This window comes from Bacteroidia bacterium, from assembly GCA_019695265.1.
GTDB lineage: Bacteria > Bacteroidota > Bacteroidia > JAIBAJ01 > JAIBAJ01 > JAIBAJ01.
Window position 1 is genome coordinate 1 of sequence record JAIBAJ010000031.1, and the last position, 15,554, is coordinate 15,554.

11 protein-coding genes and 1 tRNA gene are annotated in these 15,554 nt (G+C 41.1%); 8 read left to right on the forward strand and 4 right to left on the reverse strand.

The window, feature by feature from the left end; all coding sequences use genetic code 11:
• The first annotated feature begins 555 nt into the window (after positions 1 to 555).
• Complete coding sequence (locus K1X82_06525; protein ID MBX7181747.1) at positions 556 to 1,401, forward strand: hypothetical protein; 846 nt, start codon at positions 556 to 558, stop codon at positions 1,399 to 1,401.
• A gap of 134 nt (positions 1,402 to 1,535) precedes the next feature.
• Here K1X82_06525 and K1X82_06530 read toward each other — a convergent pair whose 3' ends face one another.
• Positions 1,536 to 3,203 carry a hypothetical protein gene (locus tag K1X82_06530; protein MBX7181748.1) on the reverse strand — a complete coding sequence of 556 codons (1,668 nt, stop codon included), beginning with the start codon at positions 3,201 to 3,203 and terminating at the stop codon, positions 1,536 to 1,538.
• A gap of 737 nt (positions 3,204 to 3,940) precedes the next feature.
• On the opposite strand from K1X82_06530, the gene K1X82_06535 reads away from it, so the two are divergent.
• Positions 3,941 to 4,708 carry a LytTR family DNA-binding domain-containing protein gene (locus K1X82_06535; protein ID MBX7181749.1) on the forward strand — a complete coding sequence of 256 codons (768 nt, stop codon included), beginning with the start codon at positions 3,941 to 3,943 and terminating at the stop codon, positions 4,706 to 4,708.
• 43 nt (positions 4,709 to 4,751) lie between these two features.
• Entirely contained in the window at positions 4,752 to 5,975 is a 1,224-nt protein-coding gene (locus K1X82_06540; protein ID MBX7181750.1) for an ABC transporter permease, read from the forward strand.
• A 757-nt stretch (positions 5,976 to 6,732) separates the two neighbouring features.
• Here K1X82_06540 and K1X82_06545 read toward each other — a convergent pair.
• Complete coding sequence (locus K1X82_06545; protein MBX7181751.1) at positions 6,733 to 7,665, reverse strand: hypothetical protein; 933 nt, start codon at positions 7,663 to 7,665, stop codon at positions 6,733 to 6,735.
• Positions 7,666 to 7,685: 20 nt separating this feature from the next.
• Positions 7,686 to 7,771: transfer RNA gene (locus K1X82_06550), tRNA-Leu, on the reverse strand.
• Between the two features lie 65 nt (positions 7,772 to 7,836).
• Here K1X82_06550 and radC point away from each other — a divergent pair.
• From radC to K1X82_06570, 4 genes are all read left to right on the forward strand, one after another.
• The gene (gene radC / locus K1X82_06555) at positions 7,837 to 8,529 is read left to right on the forward strand and encodes a DNA repair protein RadC (protein MBX7181752.1); all 693 of its coding nucleotides are present in this window, start codon (positions 7,837 to 7,839) and stop codon (positions 8,527 to 8,529) included.
• A gap of 8 nt (positions 8,530 to 8,537) precedes the next feature.
• On the forward strand, positions 8,538 to 8,876 hold the full coding sequence (locus K1X82_06560; GenBank protein ID MBX7181753.1) for a translation initiation factor: 339 nt from the start codon (positions 8,538 to 8,540) through the stop codon (positions 8,874 to 8,876).
• Between the two features lie 82 nt (positions 8,877 to 8,958).
• Complete coding sequence (locus K1X82_06565) at positions 8,959 to 11,202, forward strand: T9SS type A sorting domain-containing protein (protein ID MBX7181754.1); 2,244 nt, start codon at positions 8,959 to 8,961, stop codon at positions 11,200 to 11,202.
• Between the two features lie 2 nt (positions 11,203 to 11,204).
• Positions 11,205 to 12,767: a T9SS type A sorting domain-containing protein gene (locus tag K1X82_06570; GenBank protein ID MBX7181755.1), complete on the forward strand. Its 1,563-nt coding sequence runs from the start codon at positions 11,205 to 11,207 to the stop codon at positions 12,765 to 12,767.
• A 361-nt stretch (positions 12,768 to 13,128) separates the two neighbouring features.
• On the opposite strand, the gene K1X82_06575 is transcribed toward K1X82_06570, so the two are convergent.
• On the reverse strand, positions 13,129 to 14,730 hold the full coding sequence (locus tag K1X82_06575; GenBank protein MBX7181756.1) for a CTP synthase: 1,602 nt from the start codon (positions 14,728 to 14,730) through the stop codon (positions 13,129 to 13,131).
• Between the two features lie 202 nt (positions 14,731 to 14,932).
• On the opposite strand from K1X82_06575, the gene K1X82_06580 reads away from it, so the two are divergent.
• Positions 14,933 to 15,553, forward strand: a complete 621-nt coding sequence (locus K1X82_06580) for a lipoprotein signal peptidase (protein MBX7181757.1) — start codon at positions 14,933 to 14,935, stop codon at positions 15,551 to 15,553.
• The last annotated feature ends 1 nt before the right edge of the window (position 15,554 follow it).

The window sequence follows — 15,554 nt, forward strand, 5'->3', positions numbered from 1 at the left end:
CAAAGCCAAAACCAACTAAACCCCACCACCTGAGGATTTGAAAAAAAGAAAAAAGCCCAAAGGATGGCGCAGCCAGACCAGGCTTTGTCTGTGACTCCCGGGACGCAATGGCTCTTGGCAAAGCCAAAACCAACTAAACCCCACCACCTGAGGATTTGAAAAAATGAAAAAAGCCCAAAGGATGGCCCAGCCAGACTAGGCTTTGTCTATGACTCCGGATACGCAATGGTTCTTGGCATAGCCAAAACCAAAAACCAAAGTACAGCGCAGCCTAACCAAACTTTGTCACTGAGTCACCGAAAACAGTAGTTCCTGGCGAAGAGAAACACCTTTATGTGATCTATAAATCAATCCTTTCAGCATATCATTACGTTGCTCCATTTTTTATTTGCACAGTATTTGCATAATTGTTGTTTCATTCAACTTTAAGGAATTCTAAATTGGGTAAAAAGATTATGAATTTGAATAAATTATACAGATTCCTATCTCAAAAACCTAAACCAATAATTCTCTTGAAAAAACTACTATTGCAACTTTTAATAAAATGTGAAATCGATGAAATTTTTAAAATTCTACTTCTATCTTGGATTAATTCCGGTTATTTTTGCAGGCTGCTCAAGTTTTCACATCCAGGTTTTTGAAACAAAGCCGATAAATGCTGACATTGTCACAACCGGTGAAAATTTTGTATTTGAAAATGACTCCATTAAACTTACTTATTCCTTTTGGGGAGACAAAGGGGTTTTAACCTATTCATTGGAAAACAAACTAGACAAGCCTATTTATGTAGATTGGAAAAGCTCATCCTTTATTATCAATGGCAAAAAGTTTGACTATTGGGAAGAAAAAACAATTTCTAATACCGTTACAACAGGCTCTTCAACCGAACTAACCTATCGAATACCCTATAAGTACTATACAGTTTCAGTTTCTTCACAGGGATTTGAATCTAGATCAAATTCGGTAACAGAGAAGCCAGAAAAATCAACTTTTATTCCTCCTCATTCCTACATGGAGAAAATGACTTTTTTAATTTATCCTTATGACTACTTTGATTTAAACTGCAATTCCGCAAAAACTGAAATGGAATCGAGCAGAGATAACCCAAAGAAAAAAACTAAAGTTTACGCTACTAATTTCGAAGAAAAAAATTCACCTATAAAATTCAGAAACTACCTATCCTTTTCTTTTTCGGAAGATGGAAGCAAAGCTTTTCATTTAGATAATGGTTTTTATGTATCAGGAATTAAAGAAGTTAGTAGAAAATACTTTCGCGGGAAAAGAGTTGGTCGAGTTGATGGAAACCCAACCTATGAAACCCCAATGATAAACATGAAAAATTTTTATGTGGAAATTTTATTCCCAAGAGATAATTTTAACCGCAGAAACAAGTGCAAATAGCTTATCCATTTTCCTATTTGTTTTCAAAAAACTTTTCGTTCCTATTTTAAAATTCGGCAAATTCAGGCGTTTAGATTGAAAACATCTGTTTAGTCCTCAGGAGATAAGGTGTTTTCTTTAGAAAAGCTCTCCCGCTACTCCACCACCGTTATGTAATAGTTCATGGCCCCCATATCGATTGCCGATCCGGTTACATTTCGAAAATAAACTGATACCGTATTGGCAGCCGATACCCTAGCCCAAGCTATAATTAATCCATCATTTAGGGCCGAAGCAGGCGATATCATTACACTGCCCCCGGTATTTGCTCCTGTAACCGTAAAGGTCTCCGTTATGCTTTGGTTAGCCGCACAGGAAGCAATATTCTTATTTACCGTAGCCTTAACAATATTGGTTACAGTTGTTCCGCTGGTTCCAACCCGAATAGTTCCATTAACATCCAAATTGCGCGAAGGTGATGAAGTTCCAATTCCCACATTTCCTTCAATAATCGCACCACCGGCAGGTGCAGCCGTTGTAGCATATGTTCCTGTTCCATTGGATATGGCAAAATTTCCATTCACCGTTAGTTTGCTCCCTACTGTTGGCTGGCCTAAACCCACTGCTACATTGTTGATGGGGGAACTGGGCGGTGCAAAATTCAAATTCTTGTTCACATAATCATACATCATCAGGTGTCCATCGGTGCCATCGTAACGGGCATACCAGGCATAAACGCCCGGACCAACGCCGTTTACATTGTATGTTGGATTTATTCCCAACCTGGAATTAAACGTATGACCCGATGAACTGGTGGTATATACATCAATACAAGCGCTGCCATCGGCGGTTGGATTCTGAAACTTGCCCAAAACATTGGTTGTTGCTGCAATAACCGACGAAGCATTGTCGCCACCATACACATGCAATTTTTGTCCGGGAGTGGTGGTACCTATTCCAGTATTTCCTGCTGCATCTACTACAAAAGGGGATGCATCGGAATCGGTACCATCATCATTTACTCGAAACGAGGCACCTGAACCGGCATTGGTCGCCATTAAAACGGTTCCGGTATTGGAGGCTCCGGTACTGCTGGCCTTTAAAACCGTTCCGGCATTGGATGCATTGTTCCCGGTCAAACTAAAATTTCCCAAAACCCCGGCCGATGTAAGTCCGGAGGTAGACGATGCTACCATTAAACCGGTTCCGGAAGTAAGTGCATTGCCCGATAAATTTAAACCGGTTCCCGTTGTTAAGGAATTGGCCGCCACCTGCAAACCTATTCCATTTGTCGTAGAATTGCTTATATCTAACGTTGTTCCATTACTTGCCGTAGTTCCAATGCCTACTTCATTGGCAGCAGCATTGATGCGAATTCGCTCGGCACCTGAAGTGGCAAAACGCAAAGGTTGTGCATCTTTGGTACCCACAAAGTCGGTAGCTGGATTGGTGCCCGAATTACCCTTCAATTGCCAGGCCAAGGAGGGAGGTCCCCAGGATAAATTTCCGGAACCATCGTTAATTAGCACATAATCGGATTGGGCAGCCTGAACAGGTGGCAATACCAATGAATAAGATGTGGTAGTAGTTCCGGGCGAAATAGTAACCGTATTGGAATTACCTGCATTATTAAAAATCAAAGTACCGTTCACCGACGATGGAAAGCCAAAACGGGTAGTTCCAAAAACATGCAACATCGAACCTGCCGTAGCCGGCTCTCCATTGGTATTGATACTAACTCCTTGCGCCTCAGATTTGAATTCCATCATTCCAACCATCGTAAAGAGCGCAACAACATAAAGTGCGTAATTCTTTCTTTCCATAACCTATAATTTTGGGTTCGGCGAGGGGCTACCGAACACGTTTGTAAGATTTAAAACGCCTATGACTGCGTTCAGTTGCGAAAGTTTCGACAAACAACCATACCCGGAGGCATTTTAGCTGTTAATGCCTGACCAATACACTTAATCCATGGATAAAATGCCAACCAGATAAATGAAGGGAACTGACAAAACCTGGTTAATCCCAAAGTAAGCAATAGGAGGATTCTAAATACGAACTAATTTATTAAGTTGGGTTTACCCATACCGAATAGATTTCGGGAAGAAGTTGTTATACCAATGTTATTTGAAAAATAGTCCAAAAACTAGTTTGAAAATTACAGTGGTAAATGCCGATGCAAAAGGTATTTAGGCAAATTAATGCGAAGCATAATTGGACTATTACAGATTTGATATCGGTATTATCATTTTAGACAAACAAAATTGATTTACAAAATCCTAATTCGTTTAGGCATTTCTAGTGCATAATCTGGGTTTTTGCACTTCAACCCGGGCTTGCACCCTCGGGCAACGATAGAGGCAAGTAGCCCACAGGACCCCGACGGCGTTAGCCTAGGGGGACGAGGACTACAGCCGATAGCGTGACCCGAACGCCCAAAATCATTTATACCAGGGAGATGAAACCAAACCATGGTTGGGCGGAAGGGGGCCCGCATCCAAATAACCCAACAACAGCCAAAAAAAACCTACTTTTAGCCGCAAATTCAAGCCTAAACCCTATGCGTATTTTGATAATTGAAGATGAAGATTTGGTTGCTCAAAACCTGGTTCGGCAACTCAAAGAACTCCTGCCCGATGCTAGCCTGATTGGGCCATTTGCCAGCAAACGCGAAACAAGTGCCTGGATGGAAACCAATCCCGCGCCTGACCTGATTTTATCGGATATTCAACTTTCTGACGGATTAAGTTTAGACCTTTTTAGCCAAGGAAAACTCGGTAGTCCCATCATTTTTACTACGGCTTATAACGAATTTGCCCTGAGAGCCTTCAAAATTAATAGTGTAGATTACTTGCTCAAACCCATCGATAAAGACGAATTAGCAAAGGCTTTAGACAAATTTTACCAGCTCAAATCCAAATACGCCAACAGCTCCTTTCTGGAAGAAACCTCCGCATTTTTTAAGAATTTCAAACAAGAAACGGCCAATTTTAAAAAACGTTTTGCCGTACATCAAGGCAAATCCATGGTACTGGTACCCACCGAAGATGTGGTTTATTTTTCGAAAGAGGAATTGATTTTTTTGCACAACAAACAAGGTGAATCCTTTGTAACAGACTACCGATCGCTGGACGAAATTGAAGAATTGCTTAATCCGGAATTATTCTTTAGATGCAATCGGCAAAACCTGATTCATTTGGCTTATGTTAACTCGTTTAAGCCCGATTTTACCGGAAAACTAGAGGTAAAAATGAAGACCGGCCACGCCCCGGAATTTCAGGTTAGCAAGGAAAAAGCACATGATTTTAGGAAATGGTTCGAAGGCTAAACCCCATGCTTAAAGTTCAGTTCATACAACTACCTTTGCACCTATGAATTTCCCATTGGTTGTTGCCCGACGGTATTTACTGGCAAAAAAATCGCATCAGGCCGTCAATATCATCACCTGGGCCAGCGCCATTGGAGTAGGATTTATCACTGCATCTCTCGTTATTGTTCTTTCGGTTTTCAACGGGTTCGAAGGACTCATTCAACGCCTGTACAGCAGTTTCGACCCCGATATAAAAATTACAGCCGCCCAAGGAAAATTCATCCGGCCGGCCGACTTTCCCAATTGGAAACAAGCTCTTCAATCAACTCCCGGAATTGCTCAATACAGCCATTGTCTCGAAGAGCAAGTGCTGCTGAAATACCGCGACAAACAGTTTATTGCCACCGTAAAAGGGGTTGATTCCAACTTTCTGACTATGACCGGTTTAACCAAAATGATTACCGAAGGAAAACCGGTTTTGGAAAAAGACAGCCTCCCCTATGCCATTATGGGAATGGGAGTTAGGTACTACTTAGGAGCCCAAAAAGAGGATTATTTCGAACCCGTTCAACTGTATTCCCCCAATAAAAATGCGGCCGCTTCCATCAATCCTTCCGAAGCCTTTGTGCAACGCTCCATTGTAGTGAGCAGCTTTTTTTCGGTTGAACAAGGTTTTGACCAAAAATATGTATTGGTTCCCCTTTGGTTTTCCCGTGATTTATTGCTGAATCAAGACCAAATCAGCAGCTTGGAAATTGGACTAAAACCAGGTACAGATGCCGAAAGCGTAGTTAAAGAATTGCAATCAAAACTTGGAAAAAAACTAAAAATCCAATCACGCATGGAACTTAACGAAGCCCTGTTTAAACTCCTGCAATCCGAAAAATTATACGGCTATTTAATCGTCAGTTTTATCTTATTATTGGCCATTTTAAATGTGGTGGCTTCCATGATTATGCTCATCATCGAAAAAAGCAAAGACGTGGAAATAATCCGATTTTTAGGCGCAGATTTAGGAACTATCAAGCAAATTTTCAGGTGGGAAGGCCTACTCATCATTTGCAGCGGACTTGCCCTGGGACTGATTTTAGGGGTTGCATTGGTACTCGCACAAACCTATTTCGGGCTCATTCGAATTGAAGGCAACGGAACCTTCGTGGTAGACGCGTATCCGGTTGAGCTAAAACTACTCGATTTGGTAGTGGTTTGCCTTACTGTTCTAGGCGTTGGCAGCGTAACGGTGTGGCTAACCGTTGAAATTCTTTGGCGAGGGAAAAAAATGTAAATGGTCCGCTAACTTCAGGTGTTATCCCGGTTTTTATTAAAAGTCCAAAGACCTTTATAAATTTAGATTAGCAAATGCCTGGTATACAACACTTTAGGCCAATAATTGAAGAGAATTTAAACTTAAAATTGAACAAAACTTAATCTCCATTTGGTCTTATTCTATTCTGGCATGAGAAATTTGGGCAGGATGTTGACACAACTTTTTGTTTTTATGCGGGCCCCCTTCGCCCAAACCTATCTTCTGCAAAATGAAGGATCTGACAAGATTGGGCGTTCGGGTCACGCTATCGGCTGTAGTCCTCGTCCCCCTAGGCTATCGCCATAGGGGTCCTGTGGGCTACTTGCCTCTATCGTTGCCCGAGGGTGCAAGTCCAATCTACCCTGTTTTGTACCTGGCTAAGCAACCACATTGGGTTTGCCAAAAACAACCATGAATTCAATAATTTACAAGGATTAGTCAAGTAGTAGGGGGTAAACTAATTGCTTTTTATGGCCATTAGGTAACTGCTACCTTTCTATTATTTTGAGCGGAACTTATTTATTGGCAAACCCTTACTCAACCTAACCTTAATGCTTTGGGAATAGAGCCGGTGCAGAAATGGGGGTCGTATGGATAAAAAAAGCACAGTGGAATACGAAGGATTGAAAAATGCAAATTTTTATATGGATGGATTAATCCAACCATATAAAAACAAAAAAAGGAAATTAGATTTCAGGAAGTAAGACCGGAACTTGAATTAGTGCCAATCAGATAGTTATTTGATAATGGTAACGTAACCACTGGTAATCCAAACATTATCCTTCGTAAAGATGGAGATTTTATATTCGCCCGGTTTACGGAAAGAATAGTGAAAAACTACAGTTGCTTGCTTTTTATCAATTTTCACCTCTTTGCTATCAAAATGATCATTAAAATTCGTATCCTCTTCTTTCTTTTTCCAAACATCCACCAGGAGCAAATCGGTACCAAAACCTTTATCATTGGTTAGCACCAATTCTACATATTTTCCATTTCCATTTAGCTTGAAGGTAGTTCCCGGATTTTGAGTTTTACCATCTTTATAGGCTTCACAAAAAACCAGGTTGCATTGCTCAAACTGAAGAGTTAGCTCGGCATTGGCAACCTCATAAACTGTATTATCTTCTTTTTTATCCTCCGGGTTTGATTCAGAAGTTTTGGTTTCGGCAACAGCAACCGGCTCTGATTCATCCTTTTTCAAATTCGGAACAACTTGCGGTTTAGGCGAATCTTCCAATTTCACTATTCGTTCTTCCCGTTTAATCTTTTGCTTAACTTCTTGTCCGCGCAGGTAAAGGTTGGCCGTTGAAAGCACGTTTCCTTTTTCGTCCAAAACCAAAACCGCATACCTACCAACTTGTTTCATTTCAAAATAGTCAGCCACCCAATTTTTATTGGAACCAACCTTTAGAATAAATTTTTGGATAGAGTCGTTGGGGCCTTTAATTTCGGCAACGAGGCGATGAGCATTGATTGTTTCTTTTCCATTGTTGTAAATAATGGCCACTCTACTTTCAGAACTATCGGCATACCAGATATTTCGTTTATCAATTCCTTCGCCGGTTTCGGTAAATTTTTTGGCAAAAACAATGGATTGGGAATAGGCAGAAATCTGGCAAAAAAGAGCTATCTGGAGAAAGCCCAAAAGAGGTATATGCTTTAATTTCATGTCGTTACTCCCTTCAATTATGGTGCCCAGAACGAGATTCGAACTCGTACGACCAGAGGTCGCCACCCCCTCAAGATGGTGCGTCTACCAATTTCGCCACCTGGGCCATTTGTGGGAATGCAAAAATAGGATAATTTTGAGAAGATAATTTTTATAAATAAATATCCTTTTATGAATTCAGAATTTAAGGCCATTAATAAGTGGGCCGAAGACGATCGCCCTAGGGAAAAGCTAATAACCAAGGGCAAAAACACCTTAAGCGATGCCGAACTAATAGCCATTATTTTGGGCTCCGGCAGCAGAAATGAAAGCGCAGTAGAACTGTCCAAGCGCATCTTAGCTGAAAATGGAAACAATCTTTTTAATTTATCCAAGGTTGGGATTTCGGAATTATGCAAGTTCAAAGGGATGGGAGAAGCTAAGGCAGTTGGCTTAATTGCTGCCATGGAGTTGGGGGTTAGGCAACGGGGCGCTCAACCCGAACGAAGGCCCAAAATAACCTGTTCGAAGGATGCATTTGATCAGCTTTCTACCCAATTTTCCGATGCTCACCTGGAAGAGTTTCATATTCTGCTGTTGAACCGAGCCAATGAGGTAACCCAAAAACACTTTATTAGCAGAGGAGGAATGACCGGCACGGTAGCCGATGTGAGAGTAATTGCCAGATTAGCCATCGAAGGCAAGGCAACCGGGGTTGTTATAAGCCATAATCACCCTTCCGGACAACTCAAGCCCAGCATTGCAGATGTTGAAATTACCAAAAAGGTGAAAATGGGTTTAAACACCTTAGATATTGAATTACTTGATCACATTATTTTAGCCGGAAATTCCTACTTTAGCTTTTGCGACGATGGGATTCTATAATTTATACAATGGGAAAAAAAAATAACGGAGGATTGGTTTACTCCACAGCAGCTAATTTTAATCCAAACGCCATGGATGAAGAAGAACAAGTTAGCCTGGAACCAAAACAACAAGATCTGCGCATTTGGTTGGATACCAAAAGCAGAGCCGGAAAACCGGTTAGTTTAATCAAAGGATTTGTAGGCAACCAATCCGACCTGGAAGCTTTGGGAAAACAGCTAAAAACCAAATGTGGAGTTGGTGGAACGGTTAAAGACGGAGAAATATTAATCCAAGGCGACTTTAGAGATAAAATCCTGAAAATATTGCTGGATTTAGGATATAAGGCCAAAAAAGCCGGAGGATAACCTGTAAAATTTCGACCAACGTATCTGCCATTTTGTATCTTTATCCATTCCATTTCTGTTTAAACCCAACCCAAACAACCAAATGAAAAAACTACTTATAACCTCCATTTTTGTTGCCTTTTCCATAGGTATTCAAGCTCAGCTTTTTGTACAGAATACCATCCCTTCAGGGGCTTTATTGCAGTCTAATTTCAGTGGTAATGGAATCCAAATAGACAATGTGGTCTTTACCGGTTCTTCCGCATCTGTAGGAGTATTTCAAAATATTTCCAGTAACATCGGACTGAACAATGGAATCCTCTTAACTACCGGTAGTGCAATTGGTGCAGCCGGCATCAATTCAAACGGAAGTTTTGGATCCAATCAAGGAGGTTCCGGTGATGCAGATTTGGAAGCTTTATTTGGTGCAGGAACTACCACTTATGATGCAGCAACACTGGAATTCGATGTCCGCTCCATTTCTGACTCCCTGTTTTTGAAACTTGTTTATGGTTCAGAAGAATACAGCGAAAATATTGGAGGTTTAAACAACGACCCCTTTGCTATATTTATTTCCGGTCCCGGTTTTTCAGCACCCACTAACCTGGCTTTAGTTCCGGGTGGATCAAACCCCATTTCCATCAATACCATCAATGCTAATATCAATTCCGGTTTGTTTATTGACAACACCGGTGGAACAACGGTGCAGTATGATGGATTTACCGTTCCTATTCGCATTAGTGCCCAGGTTACTCCATGTGCTATTTACCACATCAAAATTGTATTGGCAGATGCAGGTGACCCCAATGGCGACTCCGGCTTGTTTCTGGATGCAGGCTCTTTGCAATCCGGAAATACCAACCAAACCGTTTGCTCCCTTTCTAATCCTTACCAGGTTACTCACGAATCTTGTCCGGGAGCTTGCGATGGTTCCATTTCAACCTCTCAGGATTTAGGTGGCTTTCCTCCCTACACCTACAATTGGTCAAGCGGCGAAACCACCTCCTCTATCAGCAATATTTGTCCGGGCAACTATTCCCTCACCGTAACCGACCACATTGGCAACGACACCACTTTTAACTTTCTTGTTTTTCAAGCACCAAGTACATTCGTTATTTTTAACAACCCCAGCATTATTTGTACCGGCGATACCTTCCAAACCGATTTAATCATTGATGGTACCGGCCCTTTCCAAATCTCCTTTAACCAGGCAATTCCAATTGATACCATCAATAACGAAAGTTATTCCTTCATTGCCACCTTAGACCAGGATTACGAATTTTATATCGTGGACGGAAATGGATGCGGCTCCTTCCATTACGCACAAATAGCGGTAGAAGATTATGGCCATTTAAGTGGTCAAATTTTTCTAAACGGTGGGCTGGATTATTTAGATGCAACCCAATCTATTGAAGTTACCCTATTGAAAAAAACCGCTACCAGCCATGTTTGGGAAGTGAAGGAAGTTCAAATTGTTGATGCCAACAATTTTGAAAAACGATACGACTTCGGATCCATAACTGCCGGAACCTATACCATCGGAACCAAAGTTTTACCTGACAATTACGGCGGGGTTGTTTTACCAACTTACCTTGGCGACAAACACCTTTGGTCTAGAGCCGATACCATTCAATTTGACAACAACTGCAGCATACTTTCCCGCGACATTCATTTGGTAAACAATGTTGATTCTGCCAACGGTAGCGGAAGCATTGAAGGGTTGGTATTTCTACTCGATTATTTTGGAAAAACATCTTCCTCCACCGATCCAATTCCTTTGATAGATATCGTAGTTGAAAAAGATTCTACACCTTCTATTTCAACCGACAATGCCACCAGTTTTTTCCCATGGAATTCCACTTACGCTATTGAAGATTCTCCCGGAATTTTCCCATACAAATTACCATCCCTTCCTAATGGAGTATTTAAGGTTAAGGTACAAATACCGGGCATTCCAATGATTGCCAATTATCCTATCGCATACACCACCTTAACCGTTTCTAACGACTCCATTGTAAACATCAACTTCTGCGCCGATTCTTTTATGCTAGGCCGAATTGACACCTGTATTACCAACCTCGGCATTGGCTTTTCCGAACAATCTTCGAACGAATGGGAAATTTATCCAAATCCATCCGAAGGTAGATTCTTGCTCGATGCAGGCAATCAGTCAGCCCCAATTGAATTCAAACTGCATAACCTGGTTGGAGAAGTAGTTTTAGAAAAAATCATTTATTCCAAAGAAGTTATTGACCTTAGTTCCTTGCATTTGAATGGATTGTATATTGCCGAAATAAATGGAATAAACCATTCGCTTCAAAGGAAGCTACTATTCCAAACACCTTAATTATGAAGAATTTTCTATTTGTATTCCTATTGCTGTTATCCGTATTCGGAACCCAAGCAATGCCATTTAATGTTGACTACACCAGTAACAACATCACCTGTTATGGGGATGGAAATGGCAGCATTGATACCCTGTCTGTAAACAATGAAAATGGAACGGTAACCTTTAAGAAATTATGGAACCACGGCACTTCCCAAGAAGTTATTACCTCCTTTCCCATCACCGGACTCTCTGCTGACACCTTTGTAATGGTGGCAACCGATTTGGCCCTAAACAGCGATACCGATACCATCATTATCCGGGAACCCGGTTTTTTAGGTTTCCATATCAACTGGATCGGAACAATTTGTAGCGGCTCCAATGCCATTGTTTCTTTTTTACCCTATGGCGGCACTTCCCCTTATGTGTATTCTTTCAGCCACCCTGCAGATTCTACCTTATTTATCAACGATACAGCATTTACCATCTTGCCTCAACCCGGCATTGATTATACCTTCACCATTCAAGATGCGAACGGTTGCAGCTTTACCAACCACTTAAACCAGGACCCGGCACACCTGTACGTCGAATCACAAGGTTATATGAGTGGGTATGTTATGGATGGTGCTAACTATGTTCCCCTCACCTTAACCGATACTTTGTGGGTTTCCTTAATTCAGGTTGACCCACTCCTAACCTATTGGCATGCGGTTGACAGCATCCCTTATTATGCTCCATTCGATAATACCTATTATTACTTTGATTCCATTGTACCCGGAAACTACATCCTGCGTGCCAATTACGACACCTCCATAGTTCAGGGAACCAACTACGTTACAACCTATTCCGGAGACGTTTTTAATTGGACCGATGCAACCATCTTCTCCTATACCTCCGGATGTGCATTGCAATACTCCGATATCAATATGCTCAATGCTCCTATTCTGCAACAAGGAGGCAGCCTGGAAGGTTATATCTACAGTGTTGACTTCCTGAATAAAACCGAAGCAGCCAATGACCCCGTTCCATTAATTGATATTGTGGTTGAAAAAGATTCAGTATTTCAAAATTCAGTTCAAGCCCAATTGTCTAGCAACAATCCCAATTTGTACAAGTATAAATTTGATAACCTCCCCAATGGCGACTACAAAATCTATGTGGTGGTTTCGGGAGTTCCACAATACAATTATCGTTTTCCTGTAATTTCCCAGGTAAACGATTCCATTATCAACCAAAATTTCTGTATAGACTTGTTTGATACCGGAGGCATTGACATTTGCAATTTCTTTGTGGATGGCGATTCGGTTATTACAACAATAGAAGAAACACCGCTCAGTACTTCTTCTAAAGCAATTGTAGTGTATCCTAATCCCAACTCCGGAAAATTCCGGATTCAAACCTCTTCGGATGAAATCGAATTCCAGTCATTTGAACTTGTAGCACTGGATGGAAGAATGATTGAAAAGGGAGGAATTTTGAATGGAATAAGTGAAATTACACTGCAATCAAATCCTGAAAAAGGCATTTATCTCTTGAAACTGATAGGCCAAGGCAAACCCAATTTCTTGACCATTTCCATTCATTAGTTTCGGAAGAAAAAGGGAGCAAAAAAGCTGAGGTTAGAATATCTCACCCTTTGCAGAGACCTTATAGATACAGTGACCGGTTAGATTAGAAATTACAGGATGAGGTTGCACCTCGGGCAACGATTGAGGCAAGTAGCTCCAAGCCAACGCAGCGTTTAGCGGAGTGGGCTTGGACTACAGCCGAAAGCGTGACCCGAACGCCATGCAGATAGTTTGGAAATTTTGCAAAAAAAGGATGGCGGAGGGGGCCCGCATAACAGGAATTATAAAAAAACAAGCTATTCGACCGGATTAACTTTTCAAGGAGACAGACGGCATTCTAGACTCAAAAATTGCTAAAGTGCCAGGTATGCGTAAAGGGCTAGGCTAGAGCTGCTTTAATAAATTTGACAAACAACGGGTGTGGATTCTCCACTGTGCTCTTCAACTCCGGATGGAATTGCACACCAATAAACCAAGGATGATCCTTAATTTCAACAATCTCCACCAAGTTTCCGTCCGGGTTTAATCCGCTGGCAATCATTCCGGCCTCTTCATACTTTTCAAGGTATTTATTGTTAAACTCGTAGCGATGTCTATGTCTTTCTTTAATACCGGCCTTTCCGTACACTGAAAAAGCTTTGGAACCCTTTTTCAAATTGCAGGAATACTCACCAAGCCTCATGGTACCGCCTTTCGCTGTAACTTTCTTTTGCCCTTCCATTAAATCAATAACCGGATTTTTAGTCGTTTTATCCATTTCACGACTATGGGCGTCCTTCAAGCCTAAAACATTTCTACCATACTCAATTACAGCGCATTGCATACCCAAACAAATTCCAAAAAATGGCACTTTATTCTCTCGGGCATATCTAACTGCTTCAATTTTACCTTCGATTCCTCTATCACCAAATCCCGGAGCTACCAAAATACCCCTGTACTTCCCTAATTTCTCTGCCACATTTTCCCGGGTAAGGCTTTCGGAATGAACCCAGGTAACATTTACCTTAGTTTCATTAGCGACTCCGGCATGAATAAAGGATTCCGCAATAGATTTATAAGCATCCTTCAACTCAATATACTTTCCAACTACTGCAATGTCTACCTCATTTACCGGGTGCTTTAATTTTCCTAAAAAAGTCTTCCAGGTTGTTAAATCCGGCTCCTGCTTCAAAGCCATTTTAAATTTAGAAAGAACTACTTTATCCAATTGTTCCTTCATCATTAAAATTGGAACATCGTAAATACTATCAGCATCAATAGATTCAATAACAGCATTGGTGTTCACATTGCAGAATAAGGCAATTTTACGGCGCAAATCTGACGATAAAGATTTCTCTGTACGACAAACTAAAATATCAGGTTGAACACCATATTCCAACAGCATTTTTACAGAGTGTTGGGTTGGTTTGGTTTTAAGCTCACCGGCAGCGCTCAGGTAAGGCACCAGGGTAAGGTGAATAACCAAACAATTGCTGCCTAATTCCCACTTAAGCTGTCTTACACTTTCAATATATGGTAAACTTTCAATATCACCAACGGTACCACCCAACTCGGTCAACACAAAATCATATTCACCGGTTTCGCCCAACAGCTTCATTCTGCGCTTAATCTCGTCGGTAATATGCGGAATTACCTGAACGGTTTTACCCAAATAAGCACCTTCCCTCTCTTTATTAATAACAGTTTGGTAAATTCTTCCAGTGGTAACATTGTTGGCTTGGGAGGTTGGAACATTCAAAAATCGTTCATAATGACCTAAATCCAAATCGGTTTCCGCGCCATCGTTGGTTACGTAGCATTCCCCATGTTCATATGGATTCATGGTTCCTGGATCCACATTGATGTAAGGGTCAAATTTTTGAATGGTAACGCGGTAGCCGCGGGCTTGAAGTAATTTCGCTAAAGAAGCGGAAATAATACCTTTTCCAAGGGAGGAGCTTACACCCCCGGTAACGAAGATGTATTTGGTTGAGTTGGGCATGAAACTGAATGGTAATTCAGTAGGCAAAAGTAAAGTAAATACCAGGTAAACCAAGTTTTTTCTAAAAAAAGAATTGACCAGTTGTGTTGGAAAATATATTTGGAAACTCCATTAAAATTCCATTAAACAACTTTTGTGAAGATTTTAATCGGATTTTAGGTCATAATTGCCCAACTATCCTTTCTTTTGCATTCCCAAAAAAATCAACTTGAAAAAATATGTCCTTTTAGCCCTGGTGGTAATTTTTATTGACCAAGCATTTAAGCTTTGGATCAAATCTCACATGTTCCTGGGACAAGAAATTAATGTGTTTGGGAATTGGTTTATACTTCATTTTACCGAAAATAATGGAATGGCCTTTGGGATGGAGTTTGGCGGACAGTGGGGTAAATTGTTTCTCTCCCTGTTTCGGATTGTTGCTGTAGGAGGAATCTTTTACCTCCTAAATTATTTTTACAAAAACAATGAACCAAAAGGAGTACTCATAGGCTTTAGCCTGGTGCTGGCCGGGGCAGTTGGCAATATTCTCGACAGCGCCTTTTATGGAAAATTGTTCTCCGATAGTTATGGTCAGGTTGCTACTTTCCTTCCCGAAGGAGGAGGTTATGCCGATTGGATGTACGGACAAGTAGTTGATATGCTGTGGTTTCCACTATTCCATTTTACCCTACCCCAGTGGTTTCCAGTTTGGGGCGGACAGGAATTTGAATTCTTTGAACCGGTATTTAATATTGCCGATGCCGCCATCACAGTTGGTATGGGAATCTTCATTGTTTCCGAACTTCTGAAGAAAAATCCGGAGGAAACAACCACCGTTAGCTAGG